Below are 20,916 nucleotides of genomic sequence, written 5' to 3' on the forward strand. Positions count from 1 at the left end.
TCAAGATATCTCAGTCCAAGTAAGAAAAACTCCCAAAAACATTGAGGGTGATGGATTCTTCCTTATGATTCAAAAAGGCAAAAGCACCCTTCCCTGAAAAATCGAAGAAGGAGGCGGCGAACGTTCGTGTTTTCTGCGTTAATGCAGTATGCGGGGACGGCTCTAAAACTAATTAGGAAAAAACTCCCTGAAAATAGCCAATATTCGCTCTAAATGAACGAAATCAGGGAATTCCTCCCTAATAATAAGAGGAATAACTATAATTGCTAACGAATCAGCTAAACTTTGGGGAGGTTTTCCCTGATTATTAGTCTGATGACCAAATATCCCGGAATTTCAGGGAGAAATTCCCCAATCACTCTATCGAAGCAGGACAATTCAGGAAAGTTGGAGATAACAGCAGCCGGAAGTCTAATTATTCGCCGTAGTTACGGCTGACTCTTAATGTATGATCTCAAATTGAAACCACACACTTTCCATCCCACGCAACTCTATTTCTTGGATCACAGCGTTGTCCATCAGGATCAGTGTCTTTTGGATCTCGGCAGTGTTATTTACGGCACAATATCGACCCGTCTCAGGATACGCGTGACATTCAACATTCGGATTCACTGAGAACCATGAATACAATTGCTTCTCTTGATGTGCAGCCCAAAAGATCGCTCGGCTGAGTAGTCTGGTATTTTGAATACTATAGGGAAGCCCCGCGATATAAACGCCCCGCCCCCGACCAAATGAATTCACGGCAAGATTGCAGCTGCCTTGGTGCACGTCCAATATTTCTGCTCCGGCCTCCGCTTGATAAATCATGGTCATCCCTTCACCATAATTAATCTCACCTTCCAGATCTTCCGTTATGAAATGACCCTGCACAGGCGTTACCTTGGGCTTATTGATGCTTGCTGTAAATCCAATTTCCTTCTGAACACCTAGAATATCCGCTAGTTGAAAAAGAACCCCTTGATGTTCATAAGCTGATGGATCACCAATCCCAATAAAACCGCCCCCTTGCTCCACCCACTCACGAAGTGTTGCCACAACTTGCGGATCGCTCCATTGATCTCCACCGCTCCAAGAGGTGTGTACATCACCCGCGTTAATAATCACACCGATACTAGGATCAATCCCACTTAACCTGATGTCATCAAAGCTTATAAACTCAATGTCGAACGGCAAGCCCGCCAATGACTCTAATGCTCCTATGTAGGAATAACATCTTTGATTCCATAATGAATGAGCCACTTGATGTGTCTGCCAGCTTCGAAGGGAGCCCCAAGTATTCAGAACCGCCACTTTAAAAGGAGCTTTAAAAGGCTGTGTCCCTTCTGCATTGGCATGAATCCCTTTGAACTGCGTCGCAATTTCTGTCACATGATCTATAAAATCCGGAAATTGATGCGCTAGACTTAAATATCCGCCATACCCCATCCTGCCAACTGGTTTACGCATGAGCGCACGCCGGCATTTGATCCAGATCGGCATGGACTCTCCGACAGGGTCTCCCCCTTCAAAAAAGACATCAGGAAAGAAATAAGGATAGAAACGTGCCTCGGTATCCTTAATAGGTATATCCGCAATCATACGGGTTGTAACGCCATCTCCTGCTGCCCCTACCACTGCGTCGAGCCCTATCTCCGGAAAATATTTGCCATAAGGCTCTGTACCAGCCCAGTGATCCCCAAAAAACATAATCGCTTTCTTCCCGAAATCATGCACCATTTCTACACATTGTTTCGCATAACCTGCGATGAATTTCTGATTGAAGTCCATCCAGTCCAGATATCTTTGGGTCGGGTTCTTAAATGGTGTGTTATATCGCCCCTGATCCACAAAATCTTCTGCAGTCAATCGGTACCCATAAGCTTGCTCGAATTGCTCTAACGCAAGTGGACTCACACAACTCAGATAGCCAAACCAATTCACCTGTTTCTCCTTACCTTCCTTGTTAAAAATCAAATCAAAATTATAAAAGAAGGTCGTAAAACGTACGATATCAGTCTTGGGATGTTTCTTTAGCCAATCCTCCAGCACCTTCAAAACATGCCCTTGAGCCTCGGGGTAACGAACATCCAACGGTAAACGATGCTCCTCATCCCAATCATTCGTGATGTGATTGTACATGGAGACCGGCTCCCATTTCTGGTAGGCCAAGAAACTGACCGTATACTTGTGAAATTGTACCGCCTGTTCAAGTGTGACAATTCCCTCTGCGTAACTCCAACATTCAGAAGGTAATACTTCTCCTGTAGTCCGGTTTACAACCTGCCAATATTTTTTTATATCCACATCTGTGTTAGGAATAAATTGCTCGGCAAAATAATCAGCCATAATATCGATGGCCTTCACCTTTGAAGTTACTATTACTGGAGCAGACATCAGATAAATCTGCTGTCTATATTGCGGATGCTGCTTCGCCCACTCGTTGTCCTCACGGACAAGACAAAGCGTTGAATAAATTTGCAGACCCATATCGAGAATGTCCTGCGATAGATTCGTGCCATCACTGTCACGTACGGCATCTACACCCCATCTTTCGACGAGATCGGCTATGACCTCTTCCATCCCTGTTTCACCAGGCAGTGTAAATCTTCCTTTGTCCACGTAACTTCCCTCCATATCTTTGTTGTTCAGCCCTTAATTCCGCCTGCGCTTATTCCTTGGAGCAATTGCTTTTGTCCTATCACATATAAAAGAATCGTTGGAATCAGCACTAGGATCAGCGCGGCAAAAAGTGCACTCCAATCAGTAGCATAACGTTGAACCTCAAAAAGATTGGCTAAACCTACTGGCAATGTTTTTTTGCTATCACTTTGAATTAAGACCAATGCCAGCGGATACTCATTCCAAAAGCCCATCGCTGCCAGCATACAGACCGTCACAATGCCCGGTTTAGCAAGCGGCGCAACAATTCTGACGAGCACTCCTGTGTTGCCACAACCGTCAATCTTAGCGGCCTCTTCATAATCTCTAGGGACGGACCTCAGAAATCCACTTAATACAAAGATGGCAAAGGGAAACTGCAGAACAGCATAGATTAAACTGAGCATCCCGCGATTGTCTAACATCCCGAACGAATTCACCTGCAGAAATAAAGGAACCATAATGTAGGAGGCTTGCAGAAAAATACAGGCCATATAAAGGTTAAGGATTAGTTTAGAGCCCCAAAACTTAAATCTCGTTAAGACATAAGCCATAGGAACCACAAAAATAACTAAAATCGCCGTGGATAACACCACAAGAAAGATAGAGTTCAGGAAATAACTCCCCATCTTGGATTTCTGAAAAGCACGTACATAGTTATCGAAGTGTAGGGCTTGTGGAAAGGAGAAGGGGTCGGTCAGAAATTCCGTATTGCTTTTAAATGAGGCTAAGAGATTCCATACAAACGGATATAACAAAACAATGGTGGCTACAATCAGAAACAGCCGCGTAATCCAGTTAGCAATATTCATTTTTAGAAGACTCTGTTGATTGCTCGTCATCCTTCTCCCCTACCCTTCTGCTCGATTTGTAAGTAGTCTGGACAGAAAAGAAAGCACAAAGGCGAACACCAGCGTAAATATAGCTATAGCCATGGCATAACCAAAGTTCGCATTCTGGAAGGCCTGCGTGTACATGTAGTGGAGTAAAACAGTAGTTCCACCTGCCGGACCACCACCAGTCATTACAGTTACAACTATAAAACTTAAATTGATCGTACCTGCCAGAGACAACACAAACGTAATGCCAATAATATCTTTTAGCAGAGGGATCGTAATACTGGTAAGCTTCCGGAAATATCCCGCACCATCAATAGTCGCCGATTCAAACACATCCGCAGAAATCCCATCAATCGCAGCGATGTACATGACCATATAATAACCAACCGCTTGCCAGATCAGTGTAACGGCTACACACCACAATGCTGTTCGGCTATCTCCAAGCCAGGGTCTGCTCAGTTGATCTAATCCGATGCTCCCCAGAATATTATTCAAAATGCCCATATTGGGATGAAACACAAAGGACCAGATAATTCCGACTACCGTCAAAGAGATGATACTAGGAAAGAAAAATACGGTTCGGTAAAATCCTCTTTCCTTCAGCTTCGTCTGCGTTAATAGAAAAGCAAGCACCAGCCCAAAAATCAACGTAATCACTGGCACAACCAGCATCAGTTTAAATGTATTGCTCAGAGCTTTGAGGAACATCTCATCTTGAAACATATATTTATAGTTATCCAAAAAGATAAACTTGTTCTCATCACTCATCCCGGTAGCATCCGTAAAAGACATAAAAAATGCCCGAAAGGTTGGAATAATCATAAATACGAGGGTCAACAGGAGCGTTGGAATCGTGCATACCGCTATGAATAGCTTAGGATTTCTGGTTTTCGCTGTCCTAATCTTTGATTTCCTCTGTCTAGGAGCTACTTCTGCCAGCTGCATTTCAGACATCTTTCTCACTCCCCTTCATACAAAATGCATCCCGTTCATAGATAACCTTATCCATTCCTAACAGGATGCATTTGCATGAGATACTATAGATTATTTACTAGCCGCTTTCTCTTTACGAATCTGTGCAAAAGCTTTTTCCACATTATCCATCCATTGATCTGTGGTCATTTGGCCTGTCATCACTGGTGTGACCGTATTCTTGAACATTTCAGTGACTACACTAACCTTGGAACCCTTCGGTAATGATTGCCAGCCCTGTAGAATAGAAATGGAACCATTATAAGCCTCAAACATGTCATAGACACCTTTAGTCAAAAATGGCTTAGACAGCTCCTTCGCATCGTTAAGCGCATACGCCCCATTCGCTTTTTCCGCGAATAGTTTCACAGACTCATCGGTATACAGGAACTTCAAGAATTCCTTAGCGAGCTCAGGATTTTTGGCCTTAGCAGGGATGGAGAATTGCTCGTAGCTGGAAAGCACATACTTCTGATCGCCTTTATTGAACACAGGTACAGTTGTCATCCCAAATTCAAACCCATTTTCTCTAGGTGAATCCTTCATTTCATTTTCCATCCAGTTCCCGTTTACGATAAACAAAGCTTTACCCATCATCATATCGGTCTGCGACTGTGTATGGTTCAAGGCAACCGTGCCGTCCATCAGATAACCGTCTTTAGAGATTTTATAGAAAATATCCAGTACTTTTTTGATCGTGTCGTTCTTAAATGAACCTTCCTCATAAGCAAAGACTTTATCCAGCGTTTCTTTTCCCCCCGCACTCGCAATGGCCGGGTAGAGAATTTCCTCCAAATAATCCGGATAGATGCCTTGGTAAGTGAATAAAGCCCGCTTCGTTTTGGTTCCATCTGCATTAACCAGATAGTTCTCCTCTTTGTTCAGCTCATCCCCTAAAGCAAAGAACTCCTCCCAAGTCTCAGGAACACTCCAGCCTTTTTCTGTGAACAGTGTTTTATTGTAAATCAAGCCCATCGGTCCAGCATTAAAAGGTGCGAGGTACGTCTTTCCATCTTGATAGGGCTGAAATCTTGTACTGTCCAGCATCCCCGGTAGAATCATATCCTTAAGCGTCTCCTCTTTATCAAGCGCTTTGCTTTCAAATACATCGCTGATATCTAGCAGTCCTTTTTCTTTAATCAATGAAAGCACGATGCCACTTTGCTCTGTATCTGTAACGGATAGGAAGTCGGGAGGATTACCCGCAACAATCTGCGGCCGGATTACTTCACCAACTTTAGGATTAATCGTCATGTTCACTTTCACACCTGGATAAGCACTTTCGAATTTGCTGACAATTTCATTCCAATAATCCGCACCATATCCCCCTTGGAATACAGCAATGCTAAGTTCCTTGTTATCAAAATCTTTAGCAGGTTCTTCTTTAGTCTTCCCGGCGTTCGTTGTACTTGTAGCTTGCGCGGTGCTCGCAGCTTTCGTTGAATCTGATTCATTAGAGGCAGCAGGTTTATTATTGCTGTTCCCACAGCCGAGCAACCCCACACCTAGCAGCATTACTGCTAATAATGTACTCATAGTCTTTTTCATAAACGCCCTCCTTAAGATATTCTTGTAAACGCTTTTTTAATAATCTAAGTATAGAAGGATTTACGCTATATTTACATTTACAATACAAACCTACCTATGTATTATCTTATCCATCTTCCAATGCAAGCTCGTATAAGCTTATTCATCAGGATCACATAACCTGTAAACTTAGCCGTTAACGGAATGGATAATATTATCCATTCCATAGATTATTCTCACTTTTCGCCGCTGCATATATATTCCATTGTTCTTTTTATGTTAACTTGTAAGTAAAAGATAGTGAATGGGAGGTCATCCACCTGAGTCGACGCAAAGGGAAGCTGCATTTTCCTAATCCTCCGCAAATCATGCGCAAGGTTAAAATTCAAAATCGCTTAACCGTCATTTTCTTAATCGTATCCGTGATCCCAATCATCTTTATAGGTTTCTACTCCTACACCATTTACTCCAAATCTATTAACAATAAATTAAGTAAATCCACATTTCAGGCTTTAACACTGCTTAATCGAACGATGTTAAGTGAACTTAACAACTATCAATATCTTGCAGGCTCTGTTTCTACCAATAGTATTATTCAGGAGCGTTTATCGGCAGCACCAAATGAACCCGCTCCTAGCAATGCTGCCATTAATCATGCCATGGACAATTTATATAGAACCATCTACCCCGGATATGTCCAGAACGTTCGGGTCATCGACGCCAAGAACCAACCTATTTATGAATTAGGCTACGATGGCATCCCCAATCCTAAGTATGAAGAAATTATGAAACAAGTAGAGCTCAATGCCCCTTATGACAGTCTTAACTACGCAAAAAGCTATCGCGCTTACAATACCATTGTCCTGGGCCGGAAAATTTTTGATCAAGATGACATTGGCGTTCCCTTAGGTCATGTGTTTGTTTTTATTGGTGGGGAGTTATTTTCAAAAGTCATTCTTTCCAGTGTGGATTTAGGTACAGGTTCCAGTCTCCTTATTATGAATAGGGAGGGAAAAGTAATGTCCTCGAATCAAAAGGATACTCCGCTAGGAGAACCCTATTATAAAGATGAGCTTTTTAAGCAAATCAAGACACAAGAGGCAAAGAAAAACCATTCCTTCCAAGGCATGGTCAATGGCAAAATGCAGCAAATCTCCTATATTAACAATAATCAATTAGGCTGGTACATGATTTCTACCGTGCCCTTCTCTTATATCAATTCAGAGACAAGTAAAATCACCACTGGACTACTTATTGTTGTCAGCATCATTGTAGTCGTGTGTATTCTAATTATTATCGTATTGTATAAAAGCATCCTGAAACCAATCAAACAAATCATCGTCTTCTGCAATCAAATTTTTTATGGTGATCTATCGAGCCGGATTGAAGATCACAGCAACGATGAAATGGGCGTGTTGGCCAATAGAATTAACAGCATGGTCAGTAGAATGGAACAGCTGATGAAGGATCAAAAGAAAGATCTGAAAAGAAGACGTTCGCTCGAATTGCAAATGCTGCAATCGCAGATTAATCCTCACTTTCTTTTTAATACACTTAACTCCTTACGATGGCTGGCGATGATTAACCAGGTTCCCGTCCTTAGCGACGGCATCTCCTCACTAGCTGAATTGCTGCGTAGTACCATTATCGATCAAGATGAGCAAATCACCATCAAGCAGGAGCTGAACAATTTGGATCATTATTTTGCCATTCAAAAAATACGTTATGCCGACAGGTTTGACATTGAATATGACTTGGATGAGTCTTTATTACAGAGCATGATCCCCAAGCTCATCCTGCAGCCGATCGCAGAGAACGCGATTCTTCATGGAGTTACAGATATAGGAGGAAAAGTTCTAATCCAAATTAAGGTATACGCAAAAAATGAATACACCCTTATTATTGAGATCATCGATAACGGAAAAGGGTTTGACACCACCAAATCTGAAAAAGCTGACAATCTGTCGGGTATCGGAATTTCAAATGTGGCCGATCGCATTAAACTTCAATACGGTGAGAGTTACGGGCTGTTCATCACAAGCTCAATGGGTCATGGAACCTGCTGCCGCCTAATTATCCCTAAACAAACATACGAACTTAAGGGGTGATACTATGTATCCTATGTATAATGTAATGCTAGTGGATGACGAACCTATTGTTAAAGTCGCGCTCAGAACCATGATTCCATGGGAAGAGCTTGGATACATGATCTGTGCTACTGCCTCTGACGGAGTTGAAGCCTTAACACTTGTAGACAAGTTTAATCCCCATATCATCATTACAGATCTCAAAATGCCTAATATGGATGGTCTGCAGCTGATAAAAGAACTGAATAACAGAGGGTTTGCAGGAAAAATTCTGGTGGCGAGCAACCACGGGGAGTATGAGTTAGTTCGTGAAGCCTTAGTGCTTGGGGCTATAGATTATATGCTGAAGATTAGTATGAAAACGGGGGATTTGATCCATTTGCTGGAGAAATCTACGAAGCTAATTCAAGAGCAGCTTCAATCTAGGCAGCAGCAGGAGACCCAAACACAGTTATTACAGCACAATTTAAAAAGCGTGAAAAATGCGCTGCTAAAAGATTATTTCACCGATCCTTATTACGATGTGCAGCAGCTTGATCAGCATGATGCTATAAGTTTCGCTTTCAGTGAAAGCAGCTGTTATTTATTCTTCATTACTTTTGAGCAGAATAACGCCACCCAAAACGAAAGACAAAATCACATCTCCGTATCCTTTATTGAAAACATTATCTTGGATATCTTGGAGACCGTAGATCAGTTAGAAATTATTCAGCTAGAATCTAATGGGCTGCTGCTTCTAATCTCCTGTGATACCTTAGACGATCATCAAATTATCCGCACAGACTTTATCCAGAGGGTCATTCGGTTAATCAAAATGTATATTTCTATCACCCCTACTATTGTTTTTTCTGATCCTGTACGGGGATATGCTGAAGCAAAACGAACCCTAGAGCGATGTAAAGAATCCTTGCAAATCCAATTTTACAACGAAATAACGATTATAGATCCAAAGGATGTCCATTTAAAGGATACGCTGGACTTCGAGGATGTACATGATTTCTCGACGCAATTAATTCAGAACTGGAAGCTTTCAGGGGTTGAAGCCGTTAATCAAGCAACTCAGCAATTTCTCGACATCTGTAAATCCAAGCAAATTAATCCTGCTGAAACCAAAAAGTTCATCGTAAATTGTCTGCATTATCTTCCCTTATGCGATGCCCATCTCATTGTCGAGGATCCAAAGCTTTTGAAGACCTATATAGAAAATATCGCCAGCAGTAAACGTACCACTGACGTTCTATCTATAATGGAGCTTGTGTTCCAACTATTCTCCCATCAAAAGCAACAGATCGTAACTACACACAATAGAGATGTTAAACAAGCGATTGACTATATCAACACACATTATCAGAAGAAGCTCACCTTATCTCTGATTGCCAAGCATGTCAACTTAAGTGAGAACTATCTGTCCAGAATCTTCAAAGAAGAAGTGGGACAAAGCATCATTCACTACATTAATACTGTGAAAATGGAAAAGGCTGCAGAATTAATACTTAAAGGGAATCCATACATTAAAGAAATTTCCACGCAAATCGGTATACACGATCAATTTTATTTCACCCGGTTATTCAAAAAACACTTTGGTGTTAATCCTAGTGAGTATAAGAATCACGTTCAGGCCACGCTTGATTCAGGAAATTAAGACCATTCAAACTCTTTTTATGATCCTTTCACAACCTGAATGTTATTGATGAACCCTTCTTTAGGTGCAAATATGGAATTAAACAACAACTCTTTGTTTAACCGCTCCAGCTGCAGAAGATGATGACGATAGTGCATTTCAATAAGTAGGAACCATTCCTCCGCGCATAGTCCACCGAATCGCGGGTGAGATACGGTATTTTGTTTGGACGCTTTTTCAAGAGAGGGTTCGATCTCTCTCATTCTTTGAATGACTGTACGTAACCCTTGAATTAATTGTTCTTTGCTCTCCGGCTGCTCCGGCGTATATTGGGCGGAAGGCGGAACCTGAATACGAATGGGCGGAATGCTTCCTTGCGCAAATATAGCCGCACCATCCTCAGTTTTCCCCACATGAGCTACTAAGGGATCTTGGTCTAGCACAAGGCATTGATCAATATTACGAAGCTGCATATACAGCGCCGAGTTAATGAGATGCTGAAACATCTGTCCGATGGACCAGGCGTTTTCACTCGGCTTTTGCTTCAACTGCTCCAGATTGAATCGCTCCAATTCTTGAATATAGTATGTCGCAGTTTCTTCAAATCGTTGTAAGACTTCTTTTGTTGTAATCATCATATATCAGCTCCTGTAGTCATTGATGGTCCAAGTATACAAAAACGCTACTGACAGCGTTATGTCAGTAGCGTTTTAACATTATTTCTATTTCATTTCTAACCTGATCACGGAAAGATTCGGGCTCCAGCACAACCATACCGCCTCCCCAGCCAAGCACCCATTGCAGCAATTCCCCTGGCTCGCGAACGCGAAAAGTAACAAGTACCCCCTCCGCATGCTCCTCAATAGTTTCCATATAGAAATTATTTGATTCCCTTACCTTATCGGCTATGTCAGCTTGGACTAAGATAAGCACATGAACGTTGCGATCATCAGGAGGTTGGTATACCTCCAGATGAAAATCTGCTGGCAGTATAAATTCATCTTCCAGATTAATAAGCTCCCTCATTCGGGATAACCGGAAATGACGGATGTCTTGACGCAATTCACACCAGGCGATGAGTACCCATGACCCGTGATGAAGCACAAGTCCATAAGGAGCAACCGTACGAATACTTTGACGGTTCCCATCGGCTTCGGCGATTCTTTTGGAATAACGAAATCTTATTTTCCTTCCCTCCAATATTGCTCCACGAATGGCTTCCAAACATGCCTTCTCTTGTATGGGTGCTATATCTTCTGCGGATGCAAATAAACGAAAACTTTTGCGAATCTGTGATGCTTCACTGCGGATAGCTTCCGGCAGGATGGCTTCTATCTTTGCTTTAGAACTTCTAGCCTTATTACCATAGTGTGCATCAAACCGCTGCTCGATAAAATCAGTTCCTATAAGCAATGTCACTGCTTCGTCCAGCGTGAAACTAACGGGTGGCAGGAAATACCCCTCGATTAAGGAGTAACCCTGCCCTGGCGCTCCTATTATGGAAACGCCCGCTTCACTCAGTGCCTGAATATCCCGATAGATCGTTCTTACGCTCGTTTCAAACGTAGCAGCCAAATCCTCCGCCCGCAACATTTTGTTACGCTGCAGTTCAAGCACTATAGCTAACAACCGGTCCATTTTGTTCATACGACTCCCCCTCCCCGAACAATCTCATCAACAGCTCGTCGATACCCACCCGAGTTCCGAAACGATTCACTGATATTGGAGACAGCTTTTTTATAAGATAAATCGCTTAATATATGATCTACGGCTTCTCGTAGTTGAGTTGCAGTTAAACTTTGCATTTGTAACTTAATGCCTGCTCCGACATGGACGACTTGATCCGCAATTATTGGCTGATCCGCACTTTGTGGAATTACAATTAGCGGAACCCCGTAATAAAGCCCTTCATTGATACTGTTCATTCCACCATGTGTAATAAATAACTTTGTGTATTGCAGTATATCCGTTTGTGGAACATAATTTTTCACGAAAAAGTTTTGCGGAATTCCCCCTAAATCAGTGATTTGGACTTTATCTCCAATTGACATCACAATAGTGTGCTCCGTGTTCCCCAATGCTTCAATACAAAGCTTATAGAATTCAATGGCTTGGTTAAAAACTGTGCCGAGTGAAATGTAAATTGGACTTTTCCCCTTAATTGCCATGAGGTCGAAGTTTTCTGGAGCTAATCGTGAAGAGATGGAGGGTCCTACAAAGATATAAGACGGGTCGAAAGCTTCTCCCTCAGGTTGAAACTCCCTAGTTGTATAAACGATAGTAAGTGGGGCAGGATTACAAAACACTTCATAAGGGGATTGGATGTCCACATCATATTTGCCCTTCACCATTTGCGTCAAGCTTTGGAATTTATCCTTTATAGGATTAGTTACTTCTGCAGGAACTGTAGTATAAAATTGTTCTAACATTTCATCGAATGCTGCTTTTGTCTGCGCAAAAGAAGTACAGGAGCTAATGGCCGGAAGCCTAAGAATTTGAGCTAACAAACGTCCACAACCAAACATAGAATCATGGATGATGTAATCAAAATGCTCCCCTTTGATCTGTTCAAGAACGCTTGGAATAACTATATCTGCCGTAAGTAAAAGACCGTTGATTCTTTCGAGTACATAATTTCTTCCACCTGAGATAAAAGCTTGTATAAATTTCTGATCGTCAAATGTTCGTACTGTAGCCCCCGTCATCTCCATACGTTCTCTATAAGCTTCTATACAAAAGTACACTACCTCTTCGCCACGAGAAATAAGCTCTTCCACAACGCCAACCGTGGGATTAATATGTCCCTCTGATCCACCATTAATAAATAACACACGCGACAATTGTAATCCTCCTTAACTATAAATCATTTTTATATTAGATATTATAAACATTAATTTTACTTATATCGCTCTAAAAGGGTATAGTAATATAGGTTTTAAAACCATTTTAATAATATAGAGTATACCCTTATTAGAGGAGAGATCATATTGGAAAGAGTAGTTGGAACAGTTGTACGTGGACTTCGCGGACCTATCATTAACAATGGGGATAACATTGAAGAAATCGTAGTTCAGACGGTATTGAATGCAGCAACAGTCGAGGGTTTTTCGATCGAAGATCGTGACATTGTGACCGTAACTGAATCCATTGTTGCTCGGGCGCAAGGAAACTATGCAACGATCGACAATATTGCTGCTGATATAAAGGGGAAATTCGGCGAAGAAACCGTAGGGGTCATTTTTCCAATCCTTAGCCGTAACCGGTTTGCTAACTGCTTACGCGGTATTGCCAAAGGGGCACAAAAAGTAGTCCTAATGTTAAGCTATCCAGCTGATGAAGTAGGAAACCACCTTGTAGACATCGACGAACTAGATGCTAAAGGTATCAATCCATGGACGGATGTATTAACAGAAGCTCAGTTCCGTGAGTTTTTCGGCTATATTAAGCACCCATTCACAGGGGTTGACTATATTGAATATTATAAAGGTTTAATTGAAGCTGAAGGTGTGGCATGTGAAGTCGTCTTCTCCAACAACCCAAAAACCATTTTAAACTATACAAAAAATGTTTTAACTTGCGATATTCACACTCGCTTCAGAACCAAACGCATTCTCACAAACAACGGTGCTGAAAAAGTATTTGGCTTGGATGATATTCTTACACAATCAATCGATGGCAGCGGCTTTAACGAAGCCTATGGTCTGCTAGGATCAAATAAAGCAACAGAAGAAAGTGTTAAGCTATTTCCCAATAACTGCCAGCCTATCGTGGATGGTATCCAAGCAAAAATCAAAGAAATTACAGGTAAAACTGTAGAAGTTATGGTTTATGGCGATGGAGCATTCAAAGATCCAGTCGGAAAAATCTGGGAGCTCGCAGATCCAGTTGTCTCCCCTGCTTACACTGCCGGACTTGATGGAACACCAAATGAAGTAAAATTGAAATACTTGGCCGATAACAACTTCTCTCATCTTCGTGGTGAAGAGTTAAAACAAGCCATTTCTAAATACATCCAGAATAAAAATGATGATCTAGTTGGTGCGATGGAAGCCCAAGGGACTACACCTCGTAGATTAACTGACCTGATTGGATCATTATCTGATTTGACTTCTGGTAGTGGCGATAAAGGAACACCAATGATTTATATCCAAGGTTATTTCGATAACTATACAAAATAAGAGTAGTACAACAAAGGGAGTCTCTAAACGAGGCTCTCTTTTTTACTTTCTGGGTTATAATAAAAGCAAACAGCGGCAGGCGGAGGATACTATGAACATAAGAAGGATTAAATATTTTATCGATCTCGTAGAATGCAGAAATTTTACGGAAACAGCTAAAAAGAACTATGTATCGCAGACCACCATTAGTCAACAAATCGCCGCGCTTGAAGAGGAATTCAACATTCAATTAATTGACAGAAAGCAGATCCCTATCGAGCCAAGCAAAGCCGGATGGCTTTTCTATGGCGAAGCTCTCATCCTCTGGAAGCAATATAACCATATGAAGCTGAGCATGGAAAACTTTCAAAAGTATAATACGCAATCCCTGAGTATCGAATATGCGGCGATGACGGATATCCAAAGTTTGTTGAAATTGATTCCCTCGTTTCAGGATCATCATCCGAATATTAAGCTGGAACTGAATAAAGTATTGCTAAAAGATATTGCAGAATACTTGCTAAAAGGGATTTACGACGTGGCTATTGCCTTTGATTCCGAGTTTCAGGGAAAAGAGGACATTGTAACCTATCCCTTATATAAGGGACGTTATTGTGCGGCTGTGAGTCATCACCATCCCCTGTTTCATCATGAATCGATCGCCAAAGAGGAGTTATATGAACATCCGCTAGTCATGCTGAATCCAACAGCTATTGGAAACTCTTATCATCTAATGATCCAGCATGCAATTGAAGACGGCTATCAGCCGAACATTCTTCGAACCGCAGACGATGTGGAGACAGAATTGTTTTATATCATCACAGAGAATTTGATTGGCTTTTTCCCGGATAACTATCAGCTCGCTTATCTTCAAGATGAAGTCCGGCTAATTCCTTTAGATGATTCACACCATACCTTTGCAATCGAAGCAGGTTATCTCAAAAATAATACAAACCCGGCCTTGCCCTCCTTCCTGCAACAAATCCAAATTGGATTTAGCAATCGACCATAAGTTTTATGTGTTAGACTATGTTCTTTTTTTCACATACTATAAGGGTATAAATCATATCCACAAGGAGTGACAACGATCATGGGTAAATTATTGTTGACTGGTGTCGATGGAAATCTAGGGAAGCAAGCTGCGGAATACTTGTTGGAGCTGGTAGATAAAGACCAAATCATTTTTTGCGCTTACGATCCAGCATGTTTGAAAGAATATGCGGAACAAGGGATTGAAACACATGTGACCAACTTTAATAACAAGGACGGCCTTGCCGAAGCTTTTGCACATGCCGATAAACTCGCACTAATCTCCATGCCTTTTGTTGGAGAGAAACGTCAAAATGCACAAAAAAATGTGGTCGATGCTGCCAAAGAAGCTGGAGTCAAACAGATCATTTATACTTCTTTGGTCAACGCAGCCGATGAAAGCAATCCAAGCGTAGAAAAAATTGACCATGTGTATACCGAACGTTATATTCAAAGCGTTGGGCTAGATTATATCTTCCTTCGCAATTCCCAATATGCGGAAGCCATGATAACCAATTACTTTACGTATGTGAAGGGTGACGGGGTATTAACAAACAATCAAGGTGACGGTAAAATGGCTTATATCTCGCGGAAGGATTGCGCAAAAGCCGTTGCGTATGCCCTAGCCTCCAATAACTATCAGGAAGCGATTCTAAATATCAACGGGCTTGAATTGATGACAATTACCGACTTCATTAAGATTGGTAATGAAGTAACGGGCAATCATATCACCTACAAAGAAAACACGGACGAAGAAAATTATGCCGTATTCGAAGCAATGGGCGTGCCTAGAACCACCGATGGTGCATTTAAAGAAGGTTCCGAAGCCCCCTTTTCTTCAGAAGGTATGGTTACTTTCGGACAAGCTATTCGTGAAGGAAAAATGGATGTTTATACGGACGACTTCAAACAACTTACTGGTCAAGACCCTTTGACCGTGAAATATATGTTTGAACATGCCGATGAATTCCAGGTTGGCGAAAGACACTCTAAAGACAATTAAAAGCTGCCACTCTTACTTCTTAGGCTAAATCACCCCCGTTTATTAAACGGGGGTGATTTCTTTTATACTGAGCGTGGCACAAAAACTCCGTAAAGCTCAATCATATGCTCGCCCTGGAGATAATTAGGGAAAACCTCCCTAATATTCTGAGGATTCTGGTCATCAGACTAATAATCAGGGAATTCTTCCCTGAAATTTAAGTGATTTGGCTGTAAATCTTGATATTGCTCTGTTTTTAGGGAGTTATTCCTTAATTTCATTCATTTAGAGCAATTATCGACTTTTATTAGGGAGGTTTTCCCTAATCCTCCGTCACGGTATAGATAGAACTAGCCAAGTATATCGGTAAAATCGCTGTAGAACAAAATACACCTTTAACTGTACGGATAAACATCCGAATGGCTAAAGGTGCATTATCTTTATCTCTGTCTATTTTTAATTAAAGTTAGTTCCAGATCTCTTCAGCAATTTCTTTAATATAAGCAAGCTTACGCCATTGCTGCTCTTCAGTCAGGTGGTTGCCTTCTTCCGTGGAAGCAAAGCCACATTGCGGGCTAAGGCAAATCCGGTTTAGATCAACGTATTGCTTCGCTTCCTCAATACGCTTCAGAATATCTTCCTTGCTTTCAAGCTCACCAAATTTGGATGAGAACAGACCTAACACAACCTGCTGATTGTCTTTCAAGAAGCGCAATGGCTTGAAGTCGCCTGCACGTTCGGTATCAAACTCCAGATAATAACCCGAGTAGTTATTGATATTAAGAAGCGTTTGCGCGATAGGCTCGTAGCCTCCACCTACTCCAGCATAAGTCGAAACATAATTGCCCCGGCATACATGGGTTGTTACAACAAGATCTTCCGGCAGACCGGTTACAACTTCCTCATTCAATTTTGCAAGTTCGCTTGCATATTCAGCTACGTTCACGCCAATCTGATTCATAAACGCTATAAACTGTTCGTCGCAAAGCGCTCCCCACGTACAATCGTCGATTTGAATACTGCGGCAGCCCGCTGCATAGAAGGCAAGAATCGATGCTTTGTATGCTTTGGCAATATCCGAGATAAGCTCTTCGCGATTCGGGTATAATTCATTTGTGCTTTCCTTGTTTTCCGCCCGATCTAGCTCGAACAGGAATTGTGCAGCCGCAGGAATCGATTGACGGGCAACAACGTCCTGACCAGCAGCACCTTTTAAAAATTCATAATGAGAAACAAAAGGATGGCTGCTGTAGCTTATTTTCCCGGTCAGTCGGGCTGTTTCTGGTCTGGACTCTGCACCGTTAAATTGGTAACCTTGATCAATAATTGTCCGTTCTACACCGTCAAGTCCCCAGAAGAAGTCGAGGTGCCACCAAGAGCGGCGGAATTCACCATCAGTCACCGCTTGAAGCCCCACCTCTTTTTGTTTCTGCACGAGCTTAACGATCTCGTCGTTCTCTACTTCCTTCAACTGCTCGGCAGTAAATTCCCCGTTCTTGAATTTTAATCTAGCCTCTTTCAACGCTTGGGGGCGCAGGAAGCTGCCCACGATATCATATCGAAATGGAGTAACGGTTCGTTTTTGGGGTTTGGTCTGAATGCTCATATATTAATCTCCTCGTAAACAAATTATTAGAATTAATATAGCATAACCGACTGACTATACCGATCTACCAATGCGCTATGGCAGGTTATAAGTATTAACTATAGCTAGATTCAGCGTGATAATTAGAAGGACATACCAAAAAAGAAAGAGGCGCATGAGTAGCGCCTCTTCCTTATCAAATCATATCGACGGAAATTACATAGTAATTAAACTCCGCAGTCACCTCGAACCCAACCGACTGATAGAGGGATAATGCATTTCTATTTTGAGTGACCACGCTAAGACGAATCTGGGAATTCTTCTGATCTCGCAAGATTTTAACTACCTCTGAAAGAATTTCACGACCGTATCCTCTGCCTTGACACGAAGGAAGCACACAAAAATCATGTATAACCGCAGTATTTGTATCTAAATCATTGACTCTGATCATCCCAACCGGAATCATGTTGTCCACAGCAATGTAAGTAATCCGTGCCGGTTCTCTGGTACGAGTTAAATAATTCCTAGTCCAGGACTCTGAATCACCAAAGGCTTGTGATGAACATTTAACCATGAACTCTAAATCCTGATCTTCTTCCAATCGCACAACTAAACCGGAGTGGCTTGATCCAGCGATTTGTGCCCGATTAAAAACCATGAGGAATTCAGACGGTGCAGCACTTGCCCCTAAATACCGTATATAATCCATCCCTGATTCAGAATTAGAAGGTATCCTAAAACGGCAAGTTTGTATGCCTTGCATTTGCATATCTGATCTGGCACAAGAATGCCTCATCTCCGTCTATCTCCTTAAGGCTTTCTACACCCACCCTCAAACTTGACCTATCGGACGTCTTGCAAAGGTGTTCTAATATTCGGATTTGGTCAATGTAATGCTTTGAAAAGTCTTTCATTGTACTAATGTTATATTTTTGCATCTAGTACCCTCATTCAGAAGGAAATACGCAGTTTATGGACGAGTAGGCGTTATCCTTTTAAATTCTGTCCACCTAATGATAGTTACCAATGGAACCGTCTCCTAAAAGTCAATATCTTCACTCTAAACCAGGGTAATCATAAAACAAACCTTATAACTAAAAAAATGACGGCAATTATAGCCACAACGATCAACAGATTGGTTACCTCGCTCCAAAATCCAGGAACGCCTTCAGTATGATATTTTTGCGCATTTACATCATGGTTTGCTTTATGGCCTCCAGGGTCCGTCATATTGGGATTAGGTCCTGAATTAAAAAAGTCAGACATAAAAACAACTCCTTTCCATGATTATAAACCATATTATACCAGTCCATTACCATTTAAACGACAAATTAATGCCACATTCAGTATATCGTTTGTCGGAGGGCTTTAGGGAGATTTTTGACAACCCTATCGTAAGAGTGATCAATCATTAAATAGATATCCGACTCTGGTAAGGAGCCATCCAAAACAATCGTATTCCAGTGTTTTTTGTTCATGTGGTATCCTGGCCGAACGCTCTCATGCTGCTCTCGCAAGTTCCCTGCAATCACCGGATCACATTTTAGATTTATGTAAGCATAATTCCCCTTATTCTCAAAAATAAGCGCGAACATTTTACCGGCAATCTTAATCACCAATGGATCGAATCCGAAAGGATAGTCCTTTGTTGCTCCGTTCTTTTTTAAACAGTATTCAATAATATTATGGGTCAAAATCAGTCCCTCGCCTTCTCAGCCTAACCAATTTGGGAATAAAAATAAGATAAGTGTTCCTTTGACAAGGCTTTATCGATTAGTTCTTTATCATAGCCATTTTTTTGTAATGCAGCGATAATCGCTTGTGTCCTATCTGATCTTTTTCGTCTTAAATTAGATTCCAACTGTATTTCTAGCGGAACTGTAGGAATAGTATACGGTCCGATCTCCACGTTTTTGAAATGGCTCCAAATGAATTGTCCACCTTCCCATATCCCATCACCATCCATAGAATCAGGAATTCCAGCTGAATTGGAAATATGAACAACCTCCACCTTAAATCCATCGATTATCCAACTCCCTTTTGTCCAAGAAAATCCCGAAGAAAAGGTTTGAGTGAATGTAGGTTCTTCTAAAGAAGATAACCAGTTATCCCCATGAGGAAATTCACATTTATCCAAAAGGGAAAATCCTTTAAGAAGTTCTGCAAATTGGTCAATCCCTTCCTTATTCCTTGTATAAATATCAACGTCTCCTGGGGTCATTTCACAGCCCTGAAGAACCGAACCGACCGAGCCAACCAAGATCCATTCTAAATTCGAATTCATTTTGGATGAAAAATAAAGTTCACATACCTTTGACAAAGCTTTTGTCCAGCTAAACATAACTTCACCCCAAATTAACTAGTAAGTTCAAGTGCACGAAACCTGAATAACCTCAAATACGTTAAAGTATTATACAAATCCACAGGAGGTTTTTAAAATGAGATACAGTGCTGCAAGCGCACCAATAACCTGTCCTTGCTGTCAAAACGATACTTTTGATCTGGATTATAAACTGCTTAACACAAGCGGCGCATCATTTTTAGGCTTTGACTGGGCGAACAAAAACGCTGCCATCCTTATTTGTAAGCGATGCACCCATATTTCATGGTTTATGAAAGAACCAACATCTGATTAGTGTTTGGTAAAAATAAAGTATTAGACTGGATCCATTAAAAGAAGCAGCGGCGGACCAAGACTTGATAAATAAAGTCTTAGACTGCCGCTGTTGTCGTTCCAATAACGTTCCCCGTGAGCAATCACCTTAAGTGACAAGGTTATCTTACCGTCTGGTAAACGAGACCTATGGCTCCAGAATCAAAGGTCTTGTTTTCGATTAGCTTAAGATTTCTCTTCTCCTTGAGACCTTGGAATAATGGCAATCCCTTACCGATCAGGACGGGAGAAACCGTAATTTTATACTCATCAATTAAATCAAGCTGCATAAGGTGGTGTGCGAATCTAGGACTGCCGAGGATGACCATATCCTTGCCGGGCTGCTGTTTGAGGATATTGATCTCTTTCTCGACAGCTTCTTTCACGAGTCTGGAATTATTCCATTCGACTTTCTCCAGCGTCGTGGAAAAAACAATTTTGGCTGTCTTTTCGATCCACTCGGCGTGATTCCGTTCATGCTGCGAAGCTGATGGGTTCGAAGGGACAGATGGCCAGTAACTGTGCATCATCTGATAAGTCCCACGTCCCCAAATGACAGTGTCGGCAGTACTCAGAATTTCTTTCGCATGGTTCTCCAAATCAGCATCGTAGGAAACCCAGCCAATGTCCATTTCACCATTCGGCCCTTCTACAAAACCGTCAAGCGATGCGTGAAGAAATAGAACGAGTTTTCTCATTTTCAGTTCTCCTTTGTTCATGAGGGATATCTACATTAGACATTAACTACATTTTAGCAGAATTCAACTTGGGTTGTTTCTTATGGATTGCTAATCTCAAACGCTTTTTTCTTCACTTTGGTATTT

The 20,916-nt window shown here is 41.5% G+C and carries 19 protein-coding genes; 6 read left to right on the plus strand and 13 right to left on the minus strand.

What is annotated here, in order from left to right; translation table 11 throughout:
* Nucleotides 1–441: 441 nt before the first annotated feature.
* The 4 genes from gnpA to MHI25_RS22820 all read right to left on the minus strand — a co-directional run bounded on the left by gnpA (nucleotide 442) and on the right by MHI25_RS22820 (nucleotide 5,999).
* On the minus strand, nucleotides 442–2,601 hold the full coding sequence (gene gnpA, locus MHI25_RS22805; RefSeq protein ID WP_340394368.1) for a 1,3-beta-galactosyl-N-acetylhexosamine phosphorylase: 2,160 nt from the start codon (nucleotides 2,599–2,601) through the stop codon (nucleotides 442–444).
* Nucleotides 2,602–2,627: 26 nt separating this feature from the next.
* Nucleotides 2,628–3,482 carry a carbohydrate ABC transporter permease gene (locus MHI25_RS22810; protein WP_076134560.1) on the minus strand — a complete coding sequence of 285 codons (855 nt, stop codon included), beginning with the start codon at nucleotides 3,480–3,482 and terminating at the stop codon, nucleotides 2,628–2,630.
* A 9-nt stretch (nucleotides 3,483–3,491) separates the two neighbouring features.
* Nucleotides 3,492–4,433, minus strand: a complete 942-nt coding sequence (locus MHI25_RS22815; RefSeq protein WP_244886367.1) for a sugar ABC transporter permease — start codon at nucleotides 4,431–4,433, stop codon at nucleotides 3,492–3,494.
* Between the two features lie 90 nt (nucleotides 4,434–4,523).
* Nucleotides 4,524–5,999 (minus strand): carbohydrate ABC transporter substrate-binding protein, encoded by a 1,476-nt coding sequence (locus tag MHI25_RS22820; protein WP_076194993.1) that lies wholly within the window; start codon nucleotides 5,997–5,999, stop codon nucleotides 4,524–4,526.
* Between the two features lie 347 nt (nucleotides 6,000–6,346).
* Between MHI25_RS22820 and MHI25_RS22825 the strand changes: the two genes are divergently transcribed.
* Nucleotides 6,347–8,086 carry a sensor histidine kinase gene (locus MHI25_RS22825; protein WP_076130231.1) on the plus strand — a complete coding sequence of 580 codons (1,740 nt, stop codon included), beginning with the start codon at nucleotides 6,347–6,349 and terminating at the stop codon, nucleotides 8,084–8,086.
* 4 nt (nucleotides 8,087–8,090) lie between these two features.
* Nucleotides 8,091–9,707, plus strand: a complete 1,617-nt coding sequence (locus tag MHI25_RS22830; protein ID WP_340394371.1) for a response regulator — start codon at nucleotides 8,091–8,093, stop codon at nucleotides 9,705–9,707.
* A gap of 17 nt (nucleotides 9,708–9,724) precedes the next feature.
* Here MHI25_RS22830 and MHI25_RS22835 read toward each other — a convergent pair whose 3' ends face one another.
* From MHI25_RS22835 to MHI25_RS22845, 3 genes are all read right to left on the minus strand, one after another.
* Nucleotides 9,725–10,318: a DinB family protein gene (locus tag MHI25_RS22835; RefSeq protein ID WP_340395701.1), complete on the minus strand. Its 594-nt coding sequence runs from the start codon at nucleotides 10,316–10,318 to the stop codon at nucleotides 9,725–9,727.
* Nucleotides 10,319–10,385: 67 nt separating this feature from the next.
* Nucleotides 10,386–11,333 (minus strand): YafY family protein, encoded by a 948-nt coding sequence (locus tag MHI25_RS22840; protein ID WP_076130229.1) that lies wholly within the window; start codon nucleotides 11,331–11,333, stop codon nucleotides 10,386–10,388.
* Complete coding sequence (locus MHI25_RS22845) at nucleotides 11,330–12,526, minus strand: macrolide family glycosyltransferase (protein WP_340394373.1); 1,197 nt, start codon at nucleotides 12,524–12,526, stop codon at nucleotides 11,330–11,332. Before MHI25_RS22845 ends, MHI25_RS22840 begins: the two co-directional genes overlap by 4 nt.
* Before the next feature lie 147 nt (nucleotides 12,527–12,673).
* Between MHI25_RS22845 and MHI25_RS22850 the strand changes: the two genes are divergently transcribed.
* The 3 genes from MHI25_RS22850 (at nucleotide 12,674) to MHI25_RS22860 (ending at nucleotide 15,875) form a co-directional block, all read left to right on the plus strand.
* The gene (locus tag MHI25_RS22850; protein ID WP_248548383.1) at nucleotides 12,674–13,864 is read left to right on the plus strand and encodes a coenzyme F420-0:L-glutamate ligase; all 1,191 of its coding nucleotides are present in this window, start codon (nucleotides 12,674–12,676) and stop codon (nucleotides 13,862–13,864) included.
* A 91-nt stretch (nucleotides 13,865–13,955) separates the two neighbouring features.
* Entirely contained in the window at nucleotides 13,956–14,855 is a 900-nt protein-coding gene (locus MHI25_RS22855; protein WP_076130226.1) for a LysR family transcriptional regulator, read from the plus strand.
* Nucleotides 14,856–14,933: 78 nt separating this feature from the next.
* The gene (locus MHI25_RS22860) at nucleotides 14,934–15,875 is read left to right on the plus strand and encodes an NAD(P)H-binding protein (protein ID WP_076130225.1); all 942 of its coding nucleotides are present in this window, start codon (nucleotides 14,934–14,936) and stop codon (nucleotides 15,873–15,875) included.
* Between the two features lie 445 nt (nucleotides 15,876–16,320).
* Here the strand turns inward: MHI25_RS22860 and MHI25_RS22865 are convergent, their stop codons facing one another.
* The 5 genes from MHI25_RS22865 to MHI25_RS22885 form a co-directional block, all read right to left on the minus strand.
* A complete protein-coding gene (locus tag MHI25_RS22865) occupies nucleotides 16,321–17,460 on the minus strand; it encodes a 5-methyltetrahydropteroyltriglutamate--homocysteine S-methyltransferase (RefSeq protein ID WP_340394375.1) in 1,140 nt (379 codons plus the stop codon).
* Between the two features lie 175 nt (nucleotides 17,461–17,635).
* Complete coding sequence (locus MHI25_RS22870) at nucleotides 17,636–18,148, minus strand: GNAT family N-acetyltransferase (protein ID WP_340394376.1); 513 nt, start codon at nucleotides 18,146–18,148, stop codon at nucleotides 17,636–17,638.
* 365 nt (nucleotides 18,149–18,513) lie between these two features.
* The gene (locus tag MHI25_RS22875; RefSeq protein ID WP_076130223.1) at nucleotides 18,514–18,705 is read right to left on the minus strand and encodes a hypothetical protein; all 192 of its coding nucleotides are present in this window, start codon (nucleotides 18,703–18,705) and stop codon (nucleotides 18,514–18,516) included.
* A gap of 77 nt (nucleotides 18,706–18,782) precedes the next feature.
* Complete coding sequence (locus MHI25_RS22880; protein ID WP_076279204.1) at nucleotides 18,783–19,133, minus strand: MmcQ/YjbR family DNA-binding protein; 351 nt, start codon at nucleotides 19,131–19,133, stop codon at nucleotides 18,783–18,785.
* A gap of 23 nt (nucleotides 19,134–19,156) precedes the next feature.
* Nucleotides 19,157–19,780, minus strand: a complete 624-nt coding sequence (locus tag MHI25_RS22885; RefSeq protein WP_340394378.1) for a hypothetical protein — start codon at nucleotides 19,778–19,780, stop codon at nucleotides 19,157–19,159.
* A gap of 97 nt (nucleotides 19,781–19,877) precedes the next feature.
* Between MHI25_RS22885 and MHI25_RS22890 the strand changes: the two genes are divergently transcribed.
* Complete coding sequence (locus MHI25_RS22890) at nucleotides 19,878–20,075, plus strand: hypothetical protein (RefSeq protein ID WP_340394380.1); 198 nt, start codon at nucleotides 19,878–19,880, stop codon at nucleotides 20,073–20,075.
* Between the two features lie 139 nt (nucleotides 20,076–20,214).
* On the opposite strand, the gene MHI25_RS22895 is transcribed toward MHI25_RS22890, so the two are convergent.
* Entirely contained in the window at nucleotides 20,215–20,790 is a 576-nt protein-coding gene (locus tag MHI25_RS22895) for a dihydrofolate reductase family protein (RefSeq protein WP_076307288.1), read from the minus strand.
* Between the last annotated feature and the right edge of the window lie 126 nt (nucleotides 20,791–20,916).

It is taken from the genome of Paenibacillus sp. FSL E2-0177, assembly GCF_037992975.1.
Lineage (GTDB): Bacteria > Bacillota > Bacilli > Paenibacillales > Paenibacillaceae > Paenibacillus_AQ > Paenibacillus_AQ odorifer.

Excerpts from the sequence above, each read along its gene's own strand:
- MHI25_RS22810 (WP_076134560.1), bottom strand. The coding sequence starts at position 3,482 with ATGACGAGCAATCAACAGAGTCTTCTAAAAATGAATATTGCTAACTGG.
- MHI25_RS22815 (WP_244886367.1), bottom strand. The coding sequence starts at position 4,433 with ATGTCTGAAATGCAGCTGGCAGAAGTAGCTCCTAGACAGAGGAAATCA.
- MHI25_RS22820 (WP_076194993.1), bottom strand. The coding sequence starts at position 5,999 with ATGAAAAAGACTATGAGTACATTATTAGCAGTAATGCTGCTAGGTGTG.
- MHI25_RS22825 (WP_076130231.1), top strand. The coding sequence starts at position 6,347 with ATGCGCAAGGTTAAAATTCAAAATCGCTTAACCGTCATTTTCTTAATC.
- MHI25_RS22830 (WP_340394371.1), top strand. The coding sequence starts at position 8,091 with ATGTATCCTATGTATAATGTAATGCTAGTGGATGACGAACCTATTGTT.
- MHI25_RS22840 (WP_076130229.1), bottom strand. The coding sequence starts at position 11,333 with ATGAACAAAATGGACCGGTTGTTAGCTATAGTGCTTGAACTGCAGCGT.
- MHI25_RS22855 (WP_076130226.1), top strand. The coding sequence starts at position 13,956 with ATGAACATAAGAAGGATTAAATATTTTATCGATCTCGTAGAATGCAGA.
- MHI25_RS22860 (WP_076130225.1), top strand. The coding sequence starts at position 14,934 with ATGGGTAAATTATTGTTGACTGGTGTCGATGGAAATCTAGGGAAGCAA.
- MHI25_RS22865 (WP_340394375.1), bottom strand. The coding sequence starts at position 17,460 with ATGAGCATTCAGACCAAACCCCAAAAACGAACCGTTACTCCATTTCGA.
- MHI25_RS22870 (WP_340394376.1), bottom strand. The coding sequence starts at position 18,148 with ATGGATTATATACGGTATTTAGGGGCAAGTGCTGCACCGTCTGAATTC.
- MHI25_RS22875 (WP_076130223.1), bottom strand. The coding sequence starts at position 18,705 with ATGTCTGACTTTTTTAATTCAGGACCTAATCCCAATATGACGGACCCT.
- MHI25_RS22885 (WP_340394378.1), bottom strand. The coding sequence starts at position 19,780 with ATGTTTAGCTGGACAAAAGCTTTGTCAAAGGTATGTGAACTTTATTTT.
- MHI25_RS22890 (WP_340394380.1), top strand. The coding sequence starts at position 19,878 with ATGAGATACAGTGCTGCAAGCGCACCAATAACCTGTCCTTGCTGTCAA.
- MHI25_RS22895 (WP_076307288.1), bottom strand. The coding sequence starts at position 20,790 with ATGAGAAAACTCGTTCTATTTCTTCACGCATCGCTTGACGGTTTTGTA.